This is a genomic window from Palleronia aestuarii, from assembly GCF_003253995.1.
Lineage (GTDB): Bacteria > Pseudomonadota > Alphaproteobacteria > Rhodobacterales > Rhodobacteraceae > Palleronia > Palleronia aestuarii.
In genome coordinates, this window is the sequence record NZ_QKZL01000003.1 from 94,024 (window position 1) to 117,645 (window position 23,622).

The window sequence follows — 23,622 nt, forward strand, 5'->3', positions numbered from 1 at the left end:
CGCCCGCACCATTGCCGGCGGGATTGTGCAGCCAGGTCTTCCGGATAGGCTGCCCCAGCCGGAGCGGTCGCCGTAGAAAGTCTGATGTCACACCCTCGACGCTTGCCAAATCGGCTCACGATTGCAAGAGAAAGTCTCGTAACAGAATGACGCGGGCCCCCCGGATTATGCGGATATTCCTCCTGAAAACCTGCGATACGTGCCGTAAGGCCTTGAAAGCGCTACGCGACGCCGGACACGATCCGGAGGTCGTGGATATCCGCGCAGACGGCATCCCGCAGGCGGAGATCGCCCGGTTTCACGCCGAATTCGGCAACAGGCTCGTCAATCGCAGCGCCCGAATCTGGCGCGATCTCGACGATGCGGAGCGGGCGGAGGACCCCGTGACCCTCATCGGCCGCCACCCGACGCTGATGAAACGCCCGGTGATCGACGACGGCGCGACCCTCCATCTCGGGTGGACGGAAGAGGCCCGCGCCGCCCTTCTCTAGCGCCGGTCGGGCGCCGCCGCCTCCGCGGAAAGCTCCGCCACCAGCGTGTCGAGATCGACGCTCCGCGTCCCCTTATCGCCAAGCCGCCGCACGGAAACGCTCCGCTCCTCGACCTCCCGCGCACCCACCGCGAGGATCACCGGCACCTTGCCCACCGAATGCTCCCGGACCTTGAAGTTGATCTTCTCGTTGCGCGTATCCGCCTCCGCACGAATGCCGTTTTTACGAAGCATATCGGTGACTTCGCCAACGAACCCGTCCGCGTCGGAAACGATGGAGGCGACCACGACCTGACGCGGCGCGAGCCAGAACGGAAGCTTGCCCTCGTAGTTCTCGATGAGGATCCCGATGAACCGCTCGAAGCTGCCGAGGATCGCCCGGTGCAGCATGTAGGGTCGACGCTTCGCCCCGTCCGGCGCGACATAGCTGGCATTCAGCCGTTCCGGCAGGTTCGGATCGACCTGGAACGTCCCAAGCTGCCATTCCCGCCCGATCGCGTCGGTGAGCTTGAAGTCGAGCTTCGGCCCGTAGAACGCGCCTTCCCCCGGATCGAGCGTGTAGGGATGACCCGTCGCCTTGATCGCGTTCTCGAGCGCGGTCTCGACATAGTCCCAGCTTTCCTCCGACCCCACGCGCTTCTCGGGCCGGGTGGAGAACTTGATGTCGAAGCTCTCGAAGCCGAGATCGCGGTAGACCTGCGCGAGCATGTCGATGAAGCGCGCGCATTCTCCCTCGATCTGCTCTTCGGTGCAGAACACATGCGCGTCGTCCTGGGTGAACCCGCGTACCCGCATGATCCCGTGTAGCGCGCCCGACGGCTCGTAGCGGTTGCACGACCCGAACTCCGCCATCCGGAGCGGCAGATCGCGGTAGGACTTGATCCCCTGGTTGTAGATCTGGACGTGGCAGGGGCAGTTCATCGGTTTCAGCGCGTTGATCGCTTTCTCCCGCGCGTGCTCCTCGTCGACCTCGACGATGAACATGTGCTCCTGGTACTTGTCCCAGTGCCCCGACGCTTCCCAGAGCTTGCGGTCCACGACCTGCGGCGTGTTAACCTCGACATAGCCGTGGGCGCGCTGCATGCGCCGCATGTAATCCTGCAGGCTGGTGTAGATGCTCCAGCCGTTCGGGTGCCAGAAAACCTGGCCCGGCGCCTCTTCCTGCATGTGGAAAAGGTCCATCTCCCGCCCGAGCTTGCGGTGGTCGCGCCGCGCGGCCTCCTCGAGCATGGTAAGATGCGCGGCCAGTTCCGCCTTGGTGCGGAACGCGACGCCGTAGATTCGCTGGAGCATCGGCCGGGTGCTGTCGCCGCGCCAATAGGCCCCCGCGACCGACATGAGGCGAAACCCGTCCGCGGGCACCTGTCCGGTATGTTGCAGATGCGGCCCGCGGCAGAGATCCTGCCACTCCCCGTGCCAGTACATCCGCAGCGGCTCGTCGCCGGGAATGGCCTCGATCAGCTCGACCTTGTAGGGCTCGCCACGCTCGCGGTAATGCGCGATGGCGCGGTCGCGCTCCCAGATCTCCGTGCGGACCGGGTCACGCGCGGCGATGATCTCGCGCATCTTCGCCTCGATCCGGCCGAGATCATCGGGGGTGAAGGGCTCCGCGCGGTCGAAATCGTAGTACCACCCGTTCTCGATCACCGGGCCGATCGTCACCTGCACGTCGGGCCAGATCTCCTGCACCGCACGGGCCATGATATGGGCAAGGTCGTGGCGGATGAGCTCGAGAGCGGGGGCGGGATCGTCGTTGGTGTTGATCGCGATCGCAGCGTCGTGCTCCACCGGCCATTGCAGGTCCCAGTGGCGTCCGTCGATCTGCGCGGAGACGGCCTTCTTCGACAGCGATTTGGAGATCGATGCCGCGACTTCCTGCGGAGTTACCCCCGCCTCGTAATCGCGGGAATTGCCGTCGGGAAAAGTCAGGGAGATCTGGGCCATCGGGGCCTCCTCGTCGGTTCGGCGCCTACGGAACGCCCGGTTGCAAGTATGTCGGCTCGACATGGCCAAGATGCCCCCGCCTGTCAAGCCGCGCGACACGAAGCGATTGCGCCGCACGGGATCTCGTGCAGTCTGCGCGCATGACAGATTTCATCGACACGCCCGAGGGGCGACGCATCGCCTACAATCGCAGCGAGGGGAGAGGGCCGTGGGTCGTCTTCCTCGGCGGATACATGTCCGACATGGCGGGCACGAAAGCCGTCCATCTGGAGGAGTGGGCGCGGAAAAGCGGCCAAGCCTACCTCCGGTTCGACTATTCCGGCCACGGCGCGTCATCGGGTGCGTTCGAAGACGGCGCGATCGGCGACTGGGCCGCGGATGCGCGGGCCGCGATAGAAGCGTTGACCGATGGCCCCGTGCTCCTCGTCGGATCCTCGATGGGAGGATGGATCTCGCTCCTCGTGGCGAACGCGGTTCCGCGCGTCGCAGGATTCGTCGGGATCGCCGCGGCGCCCGACTTCACCGAGGACAGCATGTGGGCCGGCTTCTCCGAGGAGGAGCGGGCCGCGCTCGCACGGGACGGCCAAATACTCATGCCGAGCGATTACGACGCGCCCTATCGCGTCACCCGCCGCCTCATCGAAGACGGACGGCGTCACCTCGTCCTGCGCGCACCTGTCCGGAGCCCCGGCCCGGTCCGGCTCCTGCACGGGACGGAGGATGCGGACGTGGAAATGTCGGTCGCGCTCCGCCTTCTCGCCCATCTCGAGGGCGACGTCCGCCTGACGCTCGTACGGGGCGCGGACCATCGCTTCTCCACGCCCGATTGCCTCGACCTCCTGACCGAAACGGTGGAGGAGGTGCTCGCCCGGATCGACGGCGCGACGGCCTGACCGTCGCTCAGACGGGTGTCGCGCCTTTTTCGACGACAGGTTTGGGGCGACGGCGCTGCGGCGCCTTCTCATCATTGGCGGGTTTGCGCGATCCCGAACGTCCAGCTTGCTCGTCGATGAAATCGAGCACGAGCGGACGGATGTTCTCCCGCCAGGACCGGCCTGCGAAGATGCCGTAATGGCCCGCGCCCGGTTCGAGATGCGCGGCCTTCTTCTCGTCCGGCAGCCCCGTCAGGAGATCGAGTGCCGCGAGACACTGGCCCGGCGCGGAGATATCGTCCTCCTCTCCTTCCACGACATGCACGGCGACGTCGGTGATCTTGGAGATGTCGACAGGCGTGCCGTTGACGCTGAACGCGTTGCGGGCGATGTCGCGCCGCTTGAAGATGCGCTCGACCGTGGAGAGGTAGAATTCTCCGGTCATGTCCATGACCGCGAGATATTCGTCGTAGAACTTGTTGTGCCGGTCGTGATCGCCCGCTTCGCCCTTGGCCACGCGGAAGATCTGCTGCGTGAAGGCGTCGGTATGCATTTCGAGGTTCATCGAGATGAAGGAGGCAAGCTGCAGCAGTCCCGGATAGACCATCCGTCCGGCCCCGGCCGATTTGAAGCCCACGCGCTGGATCACCATGTGCTCGAGCTGGCCCATCGTGACGCGCCGACCGAAATCGGTGACGTCGGTGGCCTTCGCATCGGGGTCGACCGGCCCGCCGATCAGGGTGAGGGTCGCCGGCTGCGCGGACGGCTCCTTCTCCGCGAGATAGGCGGTCGCGGCGAGCGCGAGGGGTACCGGCTGGCAGACCGCGACGACGTTGATGTCGGGCCCGAGCTCCTCAATGAAGTCGGCGAGGTAGAGCGTGTAGTCGTCGACGTCGAACTTCCCGGCCGACACAGGAATGTCGCGGGCATTGTGCCAGTCGGTGACCCATACCTCGCAATCGGGCAGGAGGGAGACGATCGTCGAGCGAAGGAGCGTCGCGTAATGTCCCGACATCGGCGCGACCGCCAGCACTCGGCGGGGCTTCTCGGGGCGGCCGAGGACTCGGAAGCGGATCAGATCGCCGAACGGCCGGGTCACGACGCGCTCGATCGATACGACATGATCGCGGCCATCATCACCGACAATGCTCGGGATGCCCCAGTCGGGTTTCATGATCATCCGCCCGAACGAGCGTTCCGTCACCTCGCCCCATGCGGCGATCCATTGCAGGGCCGGATTGGCCATGAGGCCGGTGGCGGGATAGGCGCCGATGGCCTGCGCGGTGGCGCCAAGCCACTGGTTCGTCACCCGCGCCGTCTCCATCAGATCGTAGGTCAGCATTGGTCCCATCGGAGTTCCTCTCTCGGCGATGACGCGGGTTTCAATCGTCGCGACAAGCCCGTAAACTGTAGCACGGTATCATTAAGCCGATGCTTAAACCGATGCTGCTGCGCAGAAACTTAGGGGGGAGGTCTGCGAATGGCAACCGACGAGAAGATCGATCCGGCCGATGAGTTGCCGGCATCGGCGCGTCTGACGGAAAATATCGCCAAGCTCGATGCGCTGTCAAAGCGTCTGGTGGCGGTTCTTTCACGCAAGCGGCAGGTCCCGCAATCGCTCCAGGCTCCCAATCAGGATCTCTACATGAAGGCCGCCACCGCGTGGATGGCGGAGGTGATGGGCAATCCGGCCAAGATGCTGGAGCACCAGATTTCCTACTGGGGCAAGTCGCTGACCCATTATGTCGAGGCGCAGCAAAGGCTCGCCCGCGGCGACCTGAGCCCGCCCGCGGATAGCACGAAATCCGACCGGCGGTTCTCCGACCCGCTCTGGGCGGAGCATCCCTTCTTCAACTATATCAAGCAGCAATACCTCTTCAACGCGGAGGCGGTGTCACGGGCGATCTCCGATCTCGACGGACTCGATCCGCGCGACAAGAAGCGGATTTCCTACTTCTCCGACCAGATCGTGAACATGTTCAGCCCGACGAATTTCCTCGGCACGAACCCCGAGGCGCTGAGCCGCGCGGTGGAGACGGAGGGGCAGAGCCTCGTCGATGGCCTGGAGAACCTGGTTCGGGATCTGGAGGCCAATGACGGCGAGCTTCTCGTCACGCTGGCGGATCGGGAGGCCTTCAAGATCGGCGAGAACATCGCGACCGCGCCCGGCAAGGTCGTTTTCCGCAACGAGATGTTCGAACTGATCCAGTACGCTCCCACGACGGAAACTGTTCACAAGACACCTCTCGTGATCTTCCCGCCCTGGATCAACAAGTTCTACATCCTCGATCTGAAGGAGAAGAACTCCCTCATTCGGTGGCTCGTAGAGCAGGGGTTCACCCTCTTCGTCGTTTCCTGGGTCAACCCCGATCCGAGCTATGCCGAAGTCGGTCTCGGCGATTACGTCGAGAAGGGCTACCTCACGGCGATCTCCGAGGTGAAGAAGATCACCGGAGAGGAGAAGACCAACGTCGTCGGGTATTGCATCGGCGGCACCACGCTCGCCCTGACGCTCGCGCTCATGAAGCGGCGGGGGGACAAGTCGGTCAACGCCGCGACGTTCTTCACCACCCTGACCGATTTCTCCGATCGCGGAGAGGTGGGGGTCTTTCTCGAGGACGATTTCGTCGACGGGATCGAGCAGGAGGTTAAGGCCAACGGCATCCTCGACAGCTTCTACATGGGGCGGACGTTCTCGTTCCTCCGGTCGAACGACCTGATCTATCAGCCCGCGATCCGCAGCTACATGATGGGGGAGACGCCGCCCGCCTTCGACCTGCTTTACTGGAACGGGGACGGGACCAACCTCCCGGCCCGAATGAGCATCGAGTATCTGCGCGGCCTTTGCCAGGATGACCAATTCGCGACGGACGGGTTCGATCTGCTCGGTGAGAAGGTTCAGATCGAGGACGTGAACGTTCCCCTGATCGCCATCGCCTGCGAGACCGACCACATCGCGAACTGGAAATCGAGCTTCCGGGGCGTGCAGAGGATGGGCAGCCGCTCGAAGACCTTCATCCTGTCCGAATCGGGGCACATCGCCGGGATCGTCAATCCTCCTTCAAAGAAGAAGTACGGCCATTACACGAACGGCGACTGGTCCGGCGATCCGGACGGCTGGCGGGAAGCGGCCGAATTCCACGAAGGGTCCTGGTGGGGGCTTTGGGGGGAATGGCTCGAGAAGCGGTCGGGCAAACAGGTTCCCGCTCGTGTTCCGGGCGAGGATCGCGAGGTCCTGGGGGATGCGCCGGGCGAGTACGTCGTCTCTGTCCGGTCTGCCTGATCCGACATCGACTCGCCTGACAGACCTATTCGAGAAGGGAGGCAGGATGACTGTCTCCCTCGTTTTTTCGATGTATGACTAGTCGAGCCGTCAGAAGCACGCTTCTGGCGTACCACTTTCATGTCTTCATCGTCCGGTTTTGTCGCGTCGCAGAAAATCATCTTGAAATGCCGCGCTGCAGCATGCATATTACGTAGCGGAAGCAAAGCGTAGAAGCGATCCGCAGAAACGGAGTTTGGAATGGCTACCAAGACCCAGGACTACACCAAGATGATGCAGGAAATGATGGCGTCGTTCCCCGGCGACATGAGCTCGATCCAGGAGAGCTTCAAATCCTACGCGTCCTTCGGCGAGAAGATGTCGAAGGTGGTCCTCGATGCCGCGGGCAAGTCCACCGAGGTTTCGTCCCAGTGGACGATGGAGACGCTCTCCAAAATGAACGACATGGCCGTCGCGCGTGACGAGCCCAGCGATTACGGCAAGGCGATGAGCGAGTTCGCCTCCTCGCAAGCCGAAATGACCGCCGAGACGATGGCTTCCTTCGCCGAGATCGCGAAGAAGGTGCAGATGGAGACGGTCGAACTGATGCTCGCCGCCGGCAAGGACATGTCCGAAGACATGACCGCCGCGACGAAGAAGGCGACGAACGAGGCGAGCTCCGCCGCGAAGAAGGCCGCGTCGACCGCGAAGTAAGTCATTCCAGGGTCAACCTGATTTTGACCGATTGAAGAGGCGGACCGTCCGGTCCGCCTCTTTCTTTCTGCGCCGCGTCGTCCTAGCATCTCTGCTGCATTGCCAAAGGAGGTCCGCCTTGGCCGACGAACCAAAGCCCTTGCTGATCAAGCGGTACGCCAGCCGGCGTCTCTACAACACCGAGACGAGCGACTACGTGACGCTTGAGGATATCGCGCGGTTCATCCGCCAGGGCCGCGATGTCCAGATCGTGGATCTCAAGTCCGGTGACGATCTCACCCGGCAATATCTGCTCCAGATCGTCGCGGAGCACGAGTCGAAGGGCGACAGCGTTCTTCCGCTCGCCGTCCTGACCGATCTCGTGCGCAGCTACACGACGCAAGCACACTCCGTCGTGCCGCAATTCCTCGCCGCGAGCTTCGACATCCTGCGCGAGGGACAGTCGAAGATGATGGAGACGGCGATGAAGCCGATGGCGTCCGTCCCCGGTTTTGAGGCGATGCAGGCGCAGCAGCGCGCGTTCCTGAAGGCGGTGACCGGCGGCATGTCCGAGCAATGGTCGCCCTCCGGAAAGGGCAACGACGATGATGCGGAACCTGCCTTGTCGCGGGGCGAGATCGAGGACATCCGCAAGCAACTCGCCGAGCTTCAGGCGCAGCTTTCCAAGCTGAATACCTGAAACTTCGGTTAGGTCTCAGACATTGATCAGCAGGTGTTCCCTCTCCCAAGGGGAGATCACCTGCAGATATTCGTCGTGCTCGGTGGTCTTCACGACCGAATAGACCTGCGCGAACTCCTCGCCGAGAAGCTTCTGGATCGGGGCCGACGCGTCGAGGAGCTGCAACGCATCGTAGAGGCTCCGCGGGATCGCGCGATCGACCGTGTAGGCATCCTCGCTGCGTTCCGGCGCTGGCTCGACGCGTTCCGTCATGCCGAGATACCCGCAGGCGAGGGACGCGGCGATCCCGAGATAGGGATTGCAATCCATGCCCGCGATCCGGTTCTCCACCCGCCGTGCTTCCGGCCCCGCGACGGGAATCCGCAAGCCGGCCGTGCGGTTGTCGCGGCCCCATTCGAGGTTCACCGGCGCGGCGAAATCCTTCACGTAGCGCCTGTAGGAATTCACGTAAGGTGCGAGGAGGGCGATCACCGCCGGGAGGTAGGTCTGCAATCCTCCGATGAAATGCCGAAACTCGTCCGTCTCTTCCCCGTTCGGGCCGGAGAAGATATTGCGCCCTGCCTTGTCGAGCACCGAATGGTGGATGTGCATCGAACTTCCCGGCTCTCCCTCGATGGGTTTGGCCATGAAGGTCGCGAAGCAATTGTGCCGCAGCGCCGCCTCCCGGATCAGGCGCTTGAAGAAGAAGACCTCGTCGGCGAGCTTGACCGGGTTGCCATGACGCAGGTTGATCTCAAGCTGTCCTGCGCCGCCCTCCTGGGTGATGCCGTCGATCTCGAATCCCTGCGCTTCCGCGAAGTCGTAGAGATCGTCGATGACCGATCCGTATTCGTCGACGGCGCTCAGCGAATAGGCTTGTCGCGCCGCCGCCGGCCGTCCGGTGCGCCCGGTCATCGGCGTGATTTCGATCGCCGGATCGGTGTTGCGCGCGACGAGATAGAATTCCATCTCCGGCGCGACGACAGGCGTCCAGCCCTTCGACTTGTAGGCCGCGATGACGCGCTTGAGGACGTTGCGCGGTGCGGCCGGCACCGGCTGCCCGTTCTGCAGCGTCATGTCGTGGATGACCTGCAACGTCGTGTCGGCGGTCCAGGGCGCGGCGGTCGCGGTGGCGTAATCCGGCGTCAGGATCATGTCGGGCTCGGTCCGCGATTCCGGGATCGGTACCTTTGCCCACACGCCGGTGATCGTTTGATGGAAGATCGTCCGTGGCAGGAAGAACCGCGATTGCCGCGCGAATTTCGGCGCGGGCATGGCCTTGCCCCGGGCGATCCCCGGCAGGTCGGAGACGATGCATTCCACCTCGTCGAGCCGTCGCCCTTCGAGATAGGCGCGGGCCGCGTCTGGGATCTGGTCGAGCCAATCGGTCATGCGTCTTCCTTTGCGTCGCGCGCTTTTTCGCGAAAGAACTCCGCGAGGCGCCGTCCCATTCGCCCATTGTCGACCTCGAGCGGCAATGCGTCCCGCGCGGCGTCGAGGAGGTGCTGCGGCTCCTTGCCGCCTTCGCGGGACGCGATCATGTCGGCGATGTAGTCGGGCGAGAATTCAGGATGCGGCTGCAACGTGAGGATATTCTCGCCGATGGCGAGCCCCGCATGGAGCGTGAAATCGTTCGCCGCGAATGTGCGCGCGCCGGAAGGCGGCACGACCACCTGATCCTGGTGCCAGGCATTCAGATGCCAGGTCTCCCCGTCGATCTCGTAGGCGCGTCGCCCGATCGACCAGCCGCCGCCGAACTTCTCCACCCGTCCACCGAGGGCCTGCGCGACGATCTGGTGGCCGAAGCATATGCCCACGAGCGGCCGTCCCGAGGCAGCGATGTCGCGCAGCAATGCCTCGAGCGGGGCGATCCAGGCATGGTCCTCGTAGGCGCCGTGCCGCGATCCCGAGACGAGCCAGCCTTCGGCATCGCCCGGCCCGTCCGGCCACTCGTCATCGAAGACCCGCCACGTCGTCCATTCGAACCCCGTTCCGAGCAGCCTGCCGTAGAGGGCGGGATAGCTGCCGTGGACCGGGTCGAGCGCCTCGGGCGTGGCACCGCATTGCAGGAGCCCCAGATGCACCGGATCAATCGCCTTCGAAGCTGCAGAGCGCCTCGACCCTGAGGCCGAGCCCCTCGAGCCGCGCGCGACCGCCCAGATCGGGCAGGTCGATGACGAAGCCGCATCCGACGATATCCCCGCCCAGACGTTCGATGAGCTTCACGCCCGCCTCCGCGGTTCCACCCGTCGCAAGGAGATCGTCGACGAGGAGTACCCGCTCTCCGGCGACGAGGGCGTCTTCGTGGATCTCCATGACCGCGGAGCCGTATTCCAGATCGTAGTCCTGGGAGAGGGTCGGGCCGGGCAGCTTGCCCTTCTTGCGGATGGGCACGAAGCCGAGGCCCAGCTGGTGCGCGATCGCGCCCCCGAGGATGAAGCCGCGCGCGTCGAGCGCCACGACCTTCTCGATCTTCTGCCCGGTGAAAAGATGGAGCAGTTGATCGACGCACATGCGGAAGCCGCGCGGATCGGCGAGGAGTGTCGTGACGTCGCGGAACTTGATGCCCGGCTCGGGAAAGTCCGAAATTGTGCGGATGTAATCGCGCACGGTCTTGGTGCTCATCGTCAGGCGTCTCCGGCCGGCTCGTCCGTTGCCCATGCCCCTAGCATCGCCGGGCGCGGCGTGAAAGCCGGAAGCCGCCGCGGGCAGGTGAAGAGGCGGGTCATGCTCCAAGGCCGGCCGTTCGTTTCGCCGGTACGCGCGAGAGGAAACAGATCGCGGGCAGGGGAAAAGAACGAACCGCATGGCTCCAAACTGCCGCCACGGTTCGAACGGAGGGCAGCTTACGCCAAACTCATCGCGCCGCGAGCACCCGCCCCGCCACCGCGTCGAGGCGGGCGACGAGGTTTGGGTCGCGTCTGTCCCGCGCGGTCATGATCGCATGATCGAGCGCCCGGTCGCAGCCATGCGGGCAAGTCGCGCGCTCCGCGTCCAACTTGCCCGGAAGGGCGGCCACGAGCCCGCGCGCGGCCTCCGCATTAGCGCCGAGCGTCTCGATGATCGCGGTGATGTCGACGCTGCCGTGATCGGGATGCCAGCTGTCGTAGTCGGTGATCATCGCGACGGAGGCGTAGCAGAGCTCCGCCTCGCGGGCGAGCTTGGCCTCCGGCATGTTGGTCATTCCGATCACGTCCGCACCCCAGGCGCGATAGAGCTTGGATTCGGCCGCGCTGGAGAATTGCGGGCCCTCCATCGCGAGATAGGTTCCGCCGTCATGCACGTGGACGCCCTGGGCCGACGCGGCCTCCCGGCAGGCGGTGCCGAGCCGTGGACAGGTCGGATGCGCGAGGGAGACATGCGCGACGCAGCCGTCGCCGAAGAACGTCTTGTCACGCGCGAAGGTGCGGTCGATGAACTGGTCGACGATTACGAAGTCGCCCGGCGCCATCTCTTCCCGGAACGAGCCGCAGGCGGAGACGGAGACGAGATCCGTGACACCCAGTCGCTTCATCGCGTCGATATTCGCCCGGTAGGGGACCGTCGTGGGCGAATGGACATGTCCCCGCCCGTGCCTGGGCAGGAAGGCGAGCCTCACGCCGCCCAGTTCACCGACGAGGATCGCGTCCGAAGGCGCGCCCCAAGGCGTCTCGACCTCCTGCCATTCGGCCCCGGCGAGGCCGGGAATGTCGTACAATCCCGATCCACCCACGATCCCGATCATCGTCTGCGTCATGCCTGCCTCTCCTATCCTGGCGGGGTGCGCCGGTGATCCGTCATCGGGAATGTCCAGTTCCGTCGGCTGCGATCATCGGCGATCCGCGCAGGTGTTGCACCCCCGTGAATGCCCTCAAGGGATCAGTCGATCTCGAGCACGATCTTGCCGAAATGACCCCCCGATTCCTCATGGCGGAACGCATCCGCGATCTCTTCCAGCGCGAAACTGCGGTCGATCACCGGGCGGATGCCCGTGACCTCCATCGCGCGGACCATGTCGCGCTGCATCGCGTGGGAGCCGACGATGAGGCCTTGCAGCCTCTGCTGCCGCGCCATAAGCTTGGCGGTCGGAATTTCGCCCGAGCGCCCCGTCAGGACGCCGATCAGCGCCAGATGGCCGCCGATGCGGCAGGCGTCGATGCTCTGCGCGAGGGTGGCGGGGCCGCCGACCTCGACGACGTGATCGACGCCGCGCCCGTTCGTCCACTCCGCGACGGTGGTACCCCAATCGCCATCCTCGGCGTAGTTCAGCGTCTCGCTCGCGCCCATCTCCGCGAGCCGCGCGCGCTTTTCCTCCGAGGAGGACGTGGCGAAGACCCGTGCGCCCATCGCGGTCGCGATCTGGAGCGCGTAGATGGAGACGCCGCCCGTACCCATCACCAGCACGTCGTCCCCGGCCTTGAGCCCGCCATCGACCACAAGCGCGCGCCAGGCGGTCAGCCCCGCCGTGGTGATCGTGGCGGCTTCCGCATGGCTCCAGCCAGCAGGGGCGCGCGTGAAGAAATGCGCGGGGCAGGTGACGGCCTGCCGCGCATAGCCGTCGATACCGTCACCGGGGGTGCCGGTGAAATCGGCCACCGGGGCCGGACCGTCCGCCCATTGCGGGAAGAAGACCGAGACGACGTGATCGCCCTCGGCGAATTCCGCAACGCCATCTCCGACCGCCTCGACGACGCCGGCGCCGTCCGCCATCGGGATGCGGCCGTCTTCGGTGGGCATCGCGCCGGAGACGATCCCGTAATCGTGGAAATTGAGCGAGCTCGCATGCAGGCGCACGCGGATTTCGCCCGCGCCCGGATCGCCGGGCGCTTTCATCTCTGTCATGCCCAGCTTGTCGAGCCCGCCGGGCGCCTGAACTCTGATCGCCTTCATTGCGCGGTCCTTTGCTTGTTGCTTCGGCGAGGAGCTAAGGCCTCGGACCCGCATGGCCAGCCCCGGAGCGCTGCGAAGGGGGGCTGTTCTCCGAAAAGATAACGCGTCACTCTGCGCGCACCATGCCCGAACCCGGAGAGATCCCATGCCCGTCCACCTGACCCGCCGCGGTTTCCTTGCCGCGTCCGCCGGCGCCGCCGCGATGCACCCGTTCTCCCTTCGCGCGCAGGCGGGTCAGGCGCATCTCCGGCTGATGGAGACGACCGACCTGCACGTCCATGTCTGGCCCTACGATTACTATGCCGACAAGGAGATCGACACGGTGGGCCTCGCCCGGACGGCCGCGCTGATCGAGGATGTCCGGGCGGAGGCATCGAACGCCCTTCTGCTCGACAACGGGGATTTTCTGCAGGGCAATCCGCTCGGAGATTACATCGCCTACGAGCGGGGCATGGAAGAGGGACAGGCCCATCCCGTCATCGCGGCGATGAACACGCTCGGTGTCGATGCGTCGACGCTCGGGAACCACGAGTTCAATTACGGTCTGCAATTCCTCGAAAGAGCGCTGGCTGGTGCCGATTATCCGGTCGTCTCGGCCAATGTCGTGACGACGATGGGCAAGACGCCGACCGAGGACGAGACGCTTGTGCCGCCCTACGTCATCCTCGACGCGACCGTGACCGACGGGGCGGGCGAGGCGCGGGCGGTCCGCGTGGGCGTCATCGGCTTCGTCCCGCCGCAGATCATGCAATGGGACCGCCAGCATCTCGAAGGCCGTGTCGAGGTCCGCGATATCGTCGAGGCTGCAAGGGCTTACGTACCGAAGATGAAGGAGGAAGGGGCGGATCTGATCGTCGCGCTCAGCCATTCCGGCATCGGTCCGGCGGAGCACGAACCGATGATGGAGAATGCCTCCGTGCCGCTTGCGGCCGTCGAGGGGATCGACGTGGTGCTGACCGGGCATCACCACCTCGTCTTCCCGGGGCCGGATTACGAGGGGATCGAGGGCGTCGATGCGGAGGCCGGGACGATCCACGGCAAGCCCGCGGTGATGGCGGGGTTCTGGGGCAGCCACATGGGCCTCGTCGATCTGCTTCTGGAGCGCGACGGCGAGGGCTGGCGGGTGGTAGAGGCCGAGGTGGAGGCGCGGCCGATCTATCTCAGGGACGAGGACGGGGAGGTGACGCCAACGGTGGAGAGCGTGGAGCCGGTGCTGCAATCGGTGGCCGACGAACATCAGGCGACGCTCGACTACGTGCGCCGCGCGGTGGGCCGGACCGACGCGCCGCTGCACTCCTACTTCGCGCTCGTGGCCGACGATCCTTCGGTCCAGATCGTCTCGAATGCGCAGATTTGGTACATCAGCCAGATGATGCAAGGCACGGAAAACGAAGGACTTCCCATCCTCTCCGCTGCGGCGCCGTTCAAGGCCGGGGGACGGGGCGGGGCGGAGTATTACACCGACGTTCCGGCGGGCGACGTGGCGATCCGGAACGTGGCGGACCTCTATCTCTATCCCAACACCGTGCGGGCGGTGAAGGTCGACGGGGCGACCGTGCGCGAATGGCTCGAGCGGAGCGCGGGGATGTTCAACCAGATCACGCCCGGAGAGGCGGATCAGTCGCTCCTGAACCCCGACTTCCCGTCCTACAATTTCGACGTGATCGACGGCGTGACCTACAGGATCGACCTGTCGGAGCCCGCGAAATACGGCGCGGAGGGAGAGGTCGCGAACCCCGATGCGAACCGGATCAAGGAGTTGAGCTTCGAGGGGCAACCCATAGACGAGGATCAGGAATTCATCGTTGCGACGAACAATTACCGTGCCGGGGGCGGTGGTTCTTTCCCGACGCTCGACGGGTCGAACACGGTCTTCGAGGGGCCCGACACGAACCGCGACGTGATCGTGCGCTACATCGTGGAACAGGGCACGGTGAGCCCGGAAGCGGACGCGAACTGGACCTTCGCGCCGATGGAGGGGACGACGGTGATCTTCGATACCGGGCCGCGCGGAACGCGCTATGCCGATCAGGTGGAGGGGGTGGAGATCGAGCCGCTCGGGGAGGCGGAGGGCGGGTTCTACCGCTATCGCATCACGCTCTGACGTACACGGGGCGTACACCGCGTGTGCGGCAGCCGTACACGGGACGTGCAGCATCCGTATGGCGGGCGTACCGCAGATGTGCGGCGAGGGTACATCGGCCGTACACGGATCGTATGGCGGATGTGCAGCAGGTGTATGCACGTACGTTGCGCCCGCGCCCGGTTCCGCGTGCGGTGCGGCCCTTCGGTGCGGGACGGGCGTGTCACGCGAGAAGCGCGAGGAGGATGCCGCCCGTCGCGGCCACGAGGACCACGATCCAGGGGGGCGTGTTCCAGAGCGTGAGGAGCACGAAACAGGCGAGCGCCAGGGCGAGGTCGCGGAGATCGGCGATTGCGCTCGTGAAGACGGGATCGTAGAGCGCGGCGCCGAGGATGCCGACGACGGCGGCGTTCGCGCCGCGCAGTGCCGATTGCGCCCAGGTGAGGCGGCGCACCCGGTCCCAATGGGGCAGGACACCGACGAGCAGCAGGAAGCCCGGCAGGAAGATGGCACCGAGCGCGAGCGCGGCGCCGAGGATCCCGTTGGGCGCCGGTCCGAGCGCCGCGCCGAGATAGGCCGCGAAGGTGAAGAGCGGCCCCGGCACCGCCTGTGCCGCGCCGTAGCCGGCGAGGAAGGTGTCGGGCGTCATCCAGCCGGGCGCCACGATCTCCGCCTTGAGAAGCGGCAGGACGACATGGCCGCCGCCGAAGACGAGGGCGCCCGACCGGTAGAAGGCGTCGAGGACGGCCATCGCCTGCGACGTTCCGGCGAGAAGCGGCAGGAGGAAGAGGAGGGCCACGAACGCGGCGAGCGCGCCCGTCGCCTGTGCCCGCGTGACCGGCAGCGTGGCGGGCAGGGCGACCGGCCCGCCCCCGTTTGCGGGGGTCCCGCGCAGGAGGGCGAGCCCGGCCGCGGCACCGAGCGCGATCGCGGCGATCATGCCGGTGGCGGCGGGCAGGAACGCGAGGAGCGCCACGGCGCCCACGGCGATGGCGGCGCGCGGACGGTCGGGGCAGAGCGTGCGCGCCATGCCCCAGACCGCCTGCGCGACGATGGCGACGGCGACGATCTTCAGGCCCTCCAGAGCGCCCGCGCCGACCGGCCCGTCGAGACGCGCGGCGCTCGCCGCGAAGAGGAGGAGAAGGAGGGCCGAGGGCAGGGTGAAGGCGGTAAAGGCCGCGAGCGCGCCCAGCCAGCCCGCGCGCAGGAGGCCCAGCGCGAAGCCTACCTGCGAGGATGCGGGACCGGGCAGGAACTGGCAGAGCGCCACCAGGTCGGCATAGGCCGCGTCGTCGAGCCAGCGCCGCCGCGTCACCAGCTCGTCGCGAAAATAACCCAGATGCGCGATCGGGCCGCCGAAGCTCGTGAGCCCGAGCTTGAGGAAGGCGCGGAACACCTCGCCCGCGCGTCCGGCCTGTTCCGTCATCCGCTCGGCCATGCCGTCCCCGTCCGCGTCGCCGCTCCCCGCGCGCCTTCTACATCCCCGTGGCCGGACCTGCCACACGGGGCGCGCGCGCGCGGAGCGGGGGTGGGTGTCACTCTCCGGGGCGGGAGAGTTCGAACACGTCGGTGACGCGGGTGTAGTCGCGGTAGCCGAGACGCGCGAGGGGCTCGAACAAGGTCACGTCGAAGCGGCCGTCGCGCAGGCAATCCTCGCGGATATGGATGCCGGTGACCTCTCCGAGGACGAGGAAATTCGTCTTGCCCGGCAATTGCACGATCTGCGTGAGGCGGCATTCGAGCGCGGCGGGGGCGTCGGCGACGCGGGCACACGGGATCGTGTCGCATTCGGCGCGCGCGATCCCGGCATGGTCGAACTCGTCCACGCCGCGGTCCCACGGGCCGGAGCTGTCGTTCATCGCGTGACGCTGCGCATGACCCACGATGTTGCAGCAGAAGACTTCCGTCTCGCGGATATTGGCGACGCTGTCCTTGGTGTCGCCGCGATCGGGTTTCGCGCTCGTGGAGGAGAACATCACCTGCGGGGGTGTGTAGGCGATGGCGTTGAAGAAGGAATAGGGCGCGAGATTGTCGGACCCGTCCGCGGCGCGGGTGGAGATCCAGCCGATGGGACGGGGCGAGACGATCGCGTTGAAGGGGTTGTGCGGCAGGCCGTGGCCATCTTCGGGGCGGTAGAACATGTGGGCTCCTCGGTTTGCCCCCCGACCTAGCGTCGTGCTAGGCGCGGCGCCAGTGGGGTCGGGGAGACGCGGGTGCGGCAGTTCAGCGAGGAACGTCCGGAGGATCGGTGGGAGGTCGAGGCGCTCTTCGATCTCAGCTTCGCGCCGGGACGCGAGGCGCTGTCGTCCTACCGCCTGCGCGAGGGCGTTGCGCCGGTGGCACCGCTCTGCCTCGTGGCGCGCGACGCGGGCGGGATCCTCGGGGCGGCGATCCGCTACTGGCCCGTCCGGGTGGGGGAGGTGCCCGCGCTGCTGCTCGGACCCGTGGCGGTGCATCCGACGCGGCAGGGCGAGGGGATGGGCGCGCTCCTCATCCGCGAGAGCCTCGGCCGGGCCACGGCGCTCGGCCATCCGCGGGTGATGCTGGTGGGCGACGCGCCCTATTACGGGCGCTACGGCTTCGCGAAGCTCGCGGAGGTCGAGATGCCGCCGCCGACCAATCCCGAGCGGGTCCTGGGACTGGCGCTCGTGCCCGGAGCCTGGGACGGGATCGCGGGTTCGGTCATGCGCGCGATCTGATCTTGGAATCGCCGCGCGCCGACCCCATCATCTCTAGCATGGACCAGATGGACACGCCGAAGCGCGAACCCGTGAAATACGTCGAACTCGGCGCGGAAGCGCAGGCCAAGCTCGATGCCCTCGCCCTGCGCTTCCGCGCCGCGGACGGGATCGGGATGCAGGTTCTGAGCCTCGTGGGCGGGCAGGCCGAGGATCTGCTCGAACGGCTGCCGATGTCGGTGCGCAGCCAGCTCGACCGGGCGACGAAGCGCGCGCTCGAGGTGGCGTTCAGCGCCGCCGCGCGGTCGCGTACGCGGATGGGTGACCGGCCCGACTGGGTCAACACCGTGATGACGACCGCGATGGGGGCCGCCGGCGGCACCGGCGGACTTCCCACGGCGCTGGCCGAACTGCCGGTGACGACGACGATGCTTCTCAGGGCGATCCAGGGGATCGCGGCCGATCACGGCTTCGATCCGTCCGATCCGACCGTGCGCGCGCATTGCCTGCAGATCTTCGCGGCCGCCGGGCCGCTCTCGCGCGACGACGGCACCGACATGGCGTTCCTGTCGGCGCGCGTGACGCTGACGGGGGCGGCGATCCACGGGATCGTGGCGCGGGTGGCGCCGCGGCTCGCGACCGTGCTGGGCCAGAAGCTCGCCACGCAGACCGTGCCGATCATCGGTGCGGCGGCGGGGGCCACGACGAATTTCGCCTTCACGAACTACTACCAGGAGATGGCGCGGGTCTATTTCGGGCTGCGCGCGCTCGCCCGCGACGAGGAGGCGGACGTGGAGACGATCCTGCGCGAGTTTCGCTTGCGCGTGAAGCCGCCGCGCATGGTGGTCTGACCGCGGCCCCGGCGCGCGGTTTCTCATGGCGCGAGGCCCCGGATCAGGTCCGGGGCGGCGGGGCGCGGGGCGTCAGCCCGAGGACAGGGCGCGGCCGAGATAGTCGTTGACCGCCGGGCGGACCGTCTGCGCGCCGTCGGCGCGGGCCGCTTCCATCACGTCCCGGACCTCGCCGAGATCGACGCGGCGCAGGAGATGCTTCACCGGACCGATCGAGGCCGGGCGCATCGAGAGCCCGTCGAGGCCCAGAGCGGCGAGGCACATCGCCTCGATCGGGCGGCCCGCATCCTCGCCGCAGAACGAGACGCTCGTGCCCGCGTCGCGGCAGCGCCCGATGATCATCTCGATCAACGCGATGTAGCTGACGTTCAGCGTGTCGTAGCGGCGGCGCACGCGCTCGTTCTCCCGGTCGGCGGCGAAGAAGAACTGCTTCAGGTCGTTGCCGCCGATGGAGACGAAATCGGTCTCCTCGAAGAAGCGGTCGGGCGCGAAGGCGAGGCTCGGCGTCTCCAGCATCGCGCCGACCTTGACGCTCTCTGGCAGGTCGCGGCCCAGCGCGCGCTCGCGCTCGATCTCCTGAAAGACGTAGGCGCGCGCCTCCCGGAACTCGTCGAACTGCGCCACGAAGGGAAACATGACGTGGAGCGGCCGCTTGGCGGCGGCGCGGATCAGCGCCTGGAGCTGCATCCGCATGATGCCCTTCTTGTCGAGGCCCACGCGAATCGCGCGCCAGCCGAGCGCCGGGTTCGGCTCCTCCGGGCGCTTCATGTAGGGCAGCACCTTGTCGGAGCCGATGTCGAGGGTGCGGAAGACGACGGGGCGGCCGTTCGCGGCATCCATCACCCGCCCGTAGAGCCGCGCGAGGTCGCCGCGGCGGGGCACGGAGCGGTTGGCGAGGAACTGCAGCTCGGTGCGGAAGAGGCCCACGCCTTCGGCCCCCGATCCCTCCAGCGAGGGAAGGTCGGCCATGAGCCCCGCGTTCATCGTGAGTGCCGTCGTGCGGCCGCAGAGCGAGGTCGCGGGCAGGTGGCGGATGTCGGCGTAGCGCTCCTGCGCCTTGGCCTGCATCGCCATCTTGTCGCGGAAGGCGGCGGTGATGTTGTCCTCGGGGCGAAGGTGGACGATGCCCTGCTCGCCATCGACGAGGATGTTGTCGCCGTTGAGCGCCTCCGTCGTGATGTTGCGGGCCTGGACCACGAGGGGGATGGCGAGCGCGCGGGCGACGATCGCCGCGTGGCTGCCGACCGATCCCTGCTCGAGCACGATGCCGCGCAGGCTGCGGCCGTAATCGAGGAGTTCGCCGGGGCCGATATTGCGCGCGACGAGGATCGGGCGGTCGGAGATCTCCGCTCCCGTCTCCTTCCCCTGTCCGGTGAGGATGCGCAAAAGCCTGCGCGAGAGATCGTCGAGATCGTGGAGCCGCTCGCGCATGTAGGCGTCGGGGACCGATTGCAGGCGGGAGCGGGCGGCCGATTGCTCCTTCTCCACCGCGGCCTCCGCCGAGAGGCCGAGCTCGATATCCTCGCACATGCGCCGGAGCCAGCCGCGCGAATGGGCGAACATGCGATAGGTCTCGAGCACCTCGCGCTGGTCCTTGTCGCCGGTGCGGATCCCCTCGAGCATGTCGTCGACGGTCACACGCAGCTGCTCGATCGCGTCGGTCAGCCGCTTCGTCTCCGTCTCCGGGTTCTCCGCGATCGGGTTCGTGACCACGACGCGCGGCTCGTGGAGCCAGACCTGGCCCTCCGCGGTGCCTTCCTGCGCGACGGTGCCGCGGAAGAGGACGGGGTTCTGGTGGCGCGCCGACAGCGCCGCGCCCTCGCCGGTGAAGGCGCCGAGCTCGGTCATCTCGGCCAAGACCATCGCCACGACCTCGAGCGCGTAGACCTCGTCGTCGGAATATTCCCGCGCCTCCTTCGACTGCACGACGAGCACGCCGAGCTTGTCGCCCACGCGCTGGATCGGCACGCCGAGGAAGGAGGAAAAGCGCTCTTCCCCGGTCTCTGGCATGTAGCGAAAGCCGCGCTCCCCGGGCGCGTTGGCGCTGTTGACGATCTGCCCGGTGCGCGCGACGCGGCCCACGAGCCCTTCGCCCAGGCGCATCCGCGTCTGGTGCACGGCTTCGGGCTTCAACCCCTCGGTCGCGCAGAGCTCCAGCGTCTCCGCATCGCGGAAGAGGTAGATCGAGCAGACGCCCGTCGCCATCGAATCGGCGATGATCTGGACGATGCTGTCGAGTCGCGCCTGTCCGGCGCTGTCCTCGGCCAGGGTTCCGCGCAGGCGCTGCAGCAGCTTGCGGCTCTCGCTCTCGGTCGTCTCGGCCATATCGGCCCTTTCGCTTTTCCGGCTCTGAGGTATAGGGGAAAGTCCGGCCGATGGGGAGGGCGGATCGTGAGCGCGCGCCGCCCGGTCCGGCTACGTACGGGAGGAGGAGTGACATGCCCGACGACGGACCCGGTGCGGCCGAGCCCTTCGACGCCGCCGAGCGGGCGGCGGTCTACAAGGCGATCCGCACCCGCCGCGACGTGCGCGACCAGTTCCTGCCCGATCCGGTGCCCGGTCCCGTCCTGCGCCGGATCCTCGAGGCGGCGCACCAGGCGCCGTCGGTGGGCTTCATGCAGCCCTGGGACTTCCTCGTCATCCGCGACATCGACCGGCGGCGCGCCGTGCGCGAAATCTTCGCGCGCGCCAACGCGGAGGCGCGCGAGATGTTCAAGGAGGAGCGGCAGGGCGCCTATGGCGCGCTGAAGCTCGAGGGGATCGTGAAGGCGCCGGTCAACCTCTGCGTCACCTGCGACCGGGACCGCGGCGGGCAGGTCGTGCTGGGGCGGACGCACAATCCGGAGATGGACCTCTACAGCACCGTCTGCGCGGTGCAGAACCTCTGGCTCGCCGCACGGGCCGAGGGGATCGGCGTGGGCTGGGTCAGCATCTACCATGCCGACGAGCTGAAGCGGCTTCTGCGGATCCCCGAACGGATCCGGGTGATCGCCTATCTCTGCATCGGCTATGTGGACGAGCTTTACGAGCGGCCCGAGCTCGAGGCGCGGGGCTGGGCGGAGCGGATGCCGCTCGACGGGCTGATCCACGAGGAGGGCTGGCCGGAGGGGCGGTGAACCCCGGGGCGCGCTCAGCCCGCCTTCTCGAGCTCGAACGTGTCGTGGAGCGCCTGCACGGCGAGCTCCATGTACTTGCGGTCGATGAGGACGGAGATCTTGATCTCCGAGGTGGTGATGACCTTGATGTTGATCCCCTCGTCGCGAAGCGACTGGAACATCCGCGCCGCGACGCCCGCATGGGAGCGCATCCCGATCCCCACGACGGAGACCTTGGCGACCTCGGTGTCGGCGACGAGTTCGGAGAAGCCGATGCTGCCCGCCTCCCTCGCCTGCTGCATCGCGCGGTCGGCGCGGGCGACCTGGTCGACGGGGCAGGAGAAGGTCATGTCCGTCTCGCCCTGTTCGGAGATGTTCTGGACGATCATGTCCACGTTCACGCCCGCCTCCGCGAGCGGGCCGAAGATGCCCGCGGCGATGCCGGGCCGGTCGGCCACGCCCAGAAGCGTGATCTTCGCCTCGTCGCGGGAATAGGCGACGCCCGCCACCACGTTGCTTTCCATGATCTCGTCCTCCTCGCAGACCAGCGTGCCCGCATTCTCGTCGTATTCGTCGAATGAGCTCAGCACCCGCAGCTTGACCTTGTAGCGCATCGCGAGCTCGACGGAGCGGGTTTGGAGCACCTTGGCGCCGAGGGACGCGAGCTCCAGCATCTCCTCGAAGGCGATGCGGTCGAGCTTGCGCGCCTTCGAGGTGATCCGCGGGTCGGTGGTATAGACGCCGTCCACGTCGGTGTAGATGTCGCAGCGGATGGCGTCGAAGGCGGCGGCGAAGGCCACCGCGGTCGTGTCCGACCCGCCGCGCCCGAGCGTGGTGATCCGGCCCTCGGCGCTGATCCCCTGGAAGCCCGCGACGACGGCGACCTTCATGCCGTCGTCGAACCGGCCGCGCATGGCCTCGGTGGGGATCTCCGTGATCCGGGCGGCGCCGTGGGCGCCCGTCGTCCTGAGCGGCACCTGCCAGCCCTGCCAGGAGCGGGCGGGGATCTCCATCTCCTGGAGCGTGAGCGCCATGAGGCCCGCGGTCACGTTCTCGCCCGAGGAGACCACGGCGTCGTATTCGCGCGCGTCGTAGAAGGGGGAGGTCTCGCCCACCCAGCCCACGAGCTCGTTGGTCTTGCCGGACATGGCCGAGACGATGACGATCACCTCGTGGCCGTTCGCGACCTCCCGGCCCACGCGCTTGGCCGCGCGCCGGATCCGGTCGAGCGTGGCGACGGAGGTGCCGCCGAATTTCATCACCAGAAGCGACATGGGACTCCCTTCCTCTCCGGCCCGGGTCTCTTATGAAGGCGGCCCGGGGAGGGCAAGGGAGGAAGCGGCGCGCGGGCTCAATCGGAGCTCGCGAACCCTCCGTAGCGGCCGGCGGCGAAAACGAGGGGCGCGCCGTCGCGGTGGCTCGCCGCGAGCACGTCGCCGATGACGATCACGTGGTCGCCCGCGTCGTGGACGGCCGCCCGGCGGCAGCGGAACCGCGCGAGACAGCCGTCGATAAGCGGCGTGCCCTCGGGATCGGACTTCCACGTGAGGTCGCCGAAGGGGTTGCCCTCGCGCACGAAGCGCCCGGCCAGGTCGCCCTGTTCCGCGCCCATGACGTGGATCGCGAAGTGATCGGCCTCCACGAAGGGGCGGAACCGGCGCGACGCCTTGGCGGGCGACCAGAGGACGAGCGGCGGATCGAGGGAGACAGAGGCGAAGCTGTTCGCGGTGATCCCGAGCGGGCCGCCGGGCGTGGCCACGGTGATCACCGCGACGCCGGTGGCGAAGCGGCCGAGCGCCGTGCGCAGCGCCCGCCCGTCCTCCTCCGTCATCGGATCGCCGGGGGCGCGGATGGGCCCCAGGATATGGTCGGGATCGGCGCTCATGCCGCGCGCGGGCCTTTCGGGCGTGCGGTCAGCGGTCTCGCGCTCGCGATGCGTCTCGTCATGGCACTCTCCTGTCCCCGGGCGCTGTCGCCTCGATGCCCGGAGCGCTTCGATCCTGCATAGGCGGTACGGTCGGGGAGGAAAAGGCATCGCCCCCCATCCGGTTCCCCCGCAGGCGGTGCGACGGCGGGTGCGGGCGGGGCGGTTTCGCCCGGTGCGTG

The 23,622-nt window shown here is 67.2% G+C and carries 21 protein-coding genes; 9 read left to right on the top strand and 12 right to left on the bottom strand.

From position 1 onward, the window contains the following. Positions 1–167 precede the first annotated feature (167 nt). Entirely contained in the window at positions 168–491 is a 324-nt protein-coding gene (locus LX81_RS04520) for an arsenate reductase family protein (protein ID WP_111536107.1), read from the top strand. On the opposite strand, the gene thrS is transcribed toward LX81_RS04520, so the two are convergent. Continuing rightward, positions 488–2,434 carry a threonine--tRNA ligase gene (gene thrS, locus LX81_RS04525; protein WP_111536108.1) on the bottom strand — a complete coding sequence of 649 codons (1,947 nt, stop codon included), beginning with the start codon at positions 2,432–2,434 and terminating at the stop codon, positions 488–490. The two genes, LX81_RS04520 and thrS, sit on opposite strands and share 4 nt — an antisense overlap. Positions 2,435–2,574: 140 nt before the next feature. Between thrS and LX81_RS04530 the strand changes: the two genes are divergently transcribed. Next, positions 2,575–3,327 carry an alpha/beta hydrolase gene (locus LX81_RS04530; RefSeq protein WP_111536109.1) on the top strand — a complete coding sequence of 251 codons (753 nt, stop codon included), beginning with the start codon at positions 2,575–2,577 and terminating at the stop codon, positions 3,325–3,327. A 7-nt stretch (positions 3,328–3,334) separates the two neighbouring features. Here LX81_RS04530 and phaZ read toward each other — a convergent pair whose 3' ends face one another. Continuing rightward, complete coding sequence (phaZ, locus tag LX81_RS04535; protein WP_111536110.1) at positions 3,335–4,657, bottom strand: polyhydroxyalkanoate depolymerase; 1,323 nt, start codon at positions 4,655–4,657, stop codon at positions 3,335–3,337. A gap of 129 nt (positions 4,658–4,786) precedes the next feature. Between phaZ and LX81_RS04540 the strand changes: the two genes are divergently transcribed. From LX81_RS04540 to phaR, 3 genes are all read left to right on the top strand, one after another. Next, entirely contained in the window at positions 4,787–6,589 is a 1,803-nt protein-coding gene (locus LX81_RS04540) for a PHA/PHB synthase family protein (RefSeq protein WP_111536111.1), read from the top strand. A gap of 240 nt (positions 6,590–6,829) precedes the next feature. Then, entirely contained in the window at positions 6,830–7,282 is a 453-nt protein-coding gene (locus LX81_RS04545) for a phasin family protein (RefSeq protein WP_111536112.1), read from the top strand. A gap of 118 nt (positions 7,283–7,400) precedes the next feature. Further along, on the top strand, positions 7,401–7,961 hold the full coding sequence (gene phaR, locus LX81_RS04550; protein ID WP_111536113.1) for a polyhydroxyalkanoate synthesis repressor PhaR: 561 nt from the start codon (positions 7,401–7,403) through the stop codon (positions 7,959–7,961). Between the two features lie 15 nt (positions 7,962–7,976). Here phaR and LX81_RS04555 read toward each other — a convergent pair whose 3' ends face one another. The 5 genes from LX81_RS04555 to LX81_RS04575 form a co-directional block, all read right to left on the bottom strand. After that, on the bottom strand, positions 7,977–9,332 hold the full coding sequence (locus LX81_RS04555; RefSeq protein WP_111536114.1) for a glutamine synthetase family protein: 1,356 nt from the start codon (positions 9,330–9,332) through the stop codon (positions 7,977–7,979). Continuing rightward, positions 9,329–10,024 carry a type 1 glutamine amidotransferase gene (locus LX81_RS04560; RefSeq protein WP_111536115.1) on the bottom strand — a complete coding sequence of 232 codons (696 nt, stop codon included), beginning with the start codon at positions 10,022–10,024 and terminating at the stop codon, positions 9,329–9,331. Before LX81_RS04560 ends, LX81_RS04555 begins: the two co-directional genes overlap by 4 nt. Before the next feature lie 4 nt (positions 10,025–10,028). Then, positions 10,029–10,565, bottom strand: coding sequence for an adenine phosphoribosyltransferase (locus LX81_RS04565; protein ID WP_111536116.1), 537 nt, complete (start codon positions 10,563–10,565; stop codon positions 10,029–10,031). A gap of 232 nt (positions 10,566–10,797) precedes the next feature. Then, positions 10,798–11,676 (bottom strand): S-methyl-5'-thioadenosine phosphorylase, encoded by an 879-nt coding sequence (locus LX81_RS04570; protein WP_111536117.1) that lies wholly within the window; start codon positions 11,674–11,676, stop codon positions 10,798–10,800. A 122-nt stretch (positions 11,677–11,798) separates the two neighbouring features. Next, the gene (locus LX81_RS04575; RefSeq protein WP_111536118.1) at positions 11,799–12,809 is read right to left on the bottom strand and encodes a zinc-dependent alcohol dehydrogenase family protein; all 1,011 of its coding nucleotides are present in this window, start codon (positions 12,807–12,809) and stop codon (positions 11,799–11,801) included. A 145-nt stretch (positions 12,810–12,954) separates the two neighbouring features. On the opposite strand from LX81_RS04575, the gene LX81_RS04580 reads away from it, so the two are divergent. Further along, a complete protein-coding gene (locus LX81_RS04580) occupies positions 12,955–14,913 on the top strand; it encodes a bifunctional 2',3'-cyclic-nucleotide 2'-phosphodiesterase/3'-nucleotidase (RefSeq protein ID WP_111536119.1) in 1,959 nt (652 codons plus the stop codon). Between the two features lie 202 nt (positions 14,914–15,115). Here LX81_RS04580 and chrA read toward each other — a convergent pair whose 3' ends face one another. Both chrA and LX81_RS04590 read right to left on the bottom strand, forming a co-directional pair. Continuing rightward, positions 15,116–16,330 (bottom strand): chromate efflux transporter, encoded by a 1,215-nt coding sequence (gene chrA, locus LX81_RS04585; RefSeq protein ID WP_111536120.1) that lies wholly within the window; start codon positions 16,328–16,330, stop codon positions 15,116–15,118. Positions 16,331–16,427: 97 nt separating this feature from the next. Beyond that, positions 16,428–17,033, bottom strand: coding sequence for a flavin reductase family protein (locus LX81_RS04590; RefSeq protein ID WP_111536121.1), 606 nt, complete (start codon positions 17,031–17,033; stop codon positions 16,428–16,430). A gap of 72 nt (positions 17,034–17,105) precedes the next feature. Between LX81_RS04590 and LX81_RS04595 the strand changes: the two genes are divergently transcribed. Together LX81_RS04595 and LX81_RS04600 are read left to right on the top strand one after the other, a co-directional pair. Continuing rightward, positions 17,106–17,591, top strand: a complete 486-nt coding sequence (locus tag LX81_RS04595; protein ID WP_111536122.1) for a GNAT family N-acetyltransferase — start codon at positions 17,106–17,108, stop codon at positions 17,589–17,591. Between the two features lie 47 nt (positions 17,592–17,638). Continuing rightward, a complete protein-coding gene (locus LX81_RS04600) occupies positions 17,639–18,421 on the top strand; it encodes an EcsC family protein (RefSeq protein WP_111536375.1) in 783 nt (260 codons plus the stop codon). 72 nt (positions 18,422–18,493) lie between these two features. On the opposite strand, the gene ptsP is transcribed toward LX81_RS04600, so the two are convergent. Next, positions 18,494–20,746 (bottom strand): phosphoenolpyruvate--protein phosphotransferase, encoded by a 2,253-nt coding sequence (ptsP, locus tag LX81_RS04605; RefSeq protein ID WP_111536123.1) that lies wholly within the window; start codon positions 20,744–20,746, stop codon positions 18,494–18,496. Between the two features lie 113 nt (positions 20,747–20,859). Here ptsP and bluB point away from each other — a divergent pair, with 113 nt between their 5' ends. After that, the gene (gene bluB, locus LX81_RS04610) at positions 20,860–21,537 is read left to right on the top strand and encodes a 5,6-dimethylbenzimidazole synthase (protein ID WP_111536124.1); all 678 of its coding nucleotides are present in this window, start codon (positions 20,860–20,862) and stop codon (positions 21,535–21,537) included. A gap of 14 nt (positions 21,538–21,551) precedes the next feature. On the opposite strand, the gene LX81_RS04615 is transcribed toward bluB, so the two are convergent. Beyond that, positions 21,552–22,790: an aspartate kinase gene (locus LX81_RS04615; RefSeq protein WP_111536125.1), complete on the bottom strand. Its 1,239-nt coding sequence runs from the start codon at positions 22,788–22,790 to the stop codon at positions 21,552–21,554. 77 nt (positions 22,791–22,867) lie between these two features. Beyond that, the gene (locus LX81_RS04620) at positions 22,868–23,347 is read right to left on the bottom strand and encodes a flavin reductase family protein (RefSeq protein WP_234822503.1); all 480 of its coding nucleotides are present in this window, start codon (positions 23,345–23,347) and stop codon (positions 22,868–22,870) included. Between the last annotated feature and the right edge of the window lie 275 nt (positions 23,348–23,622).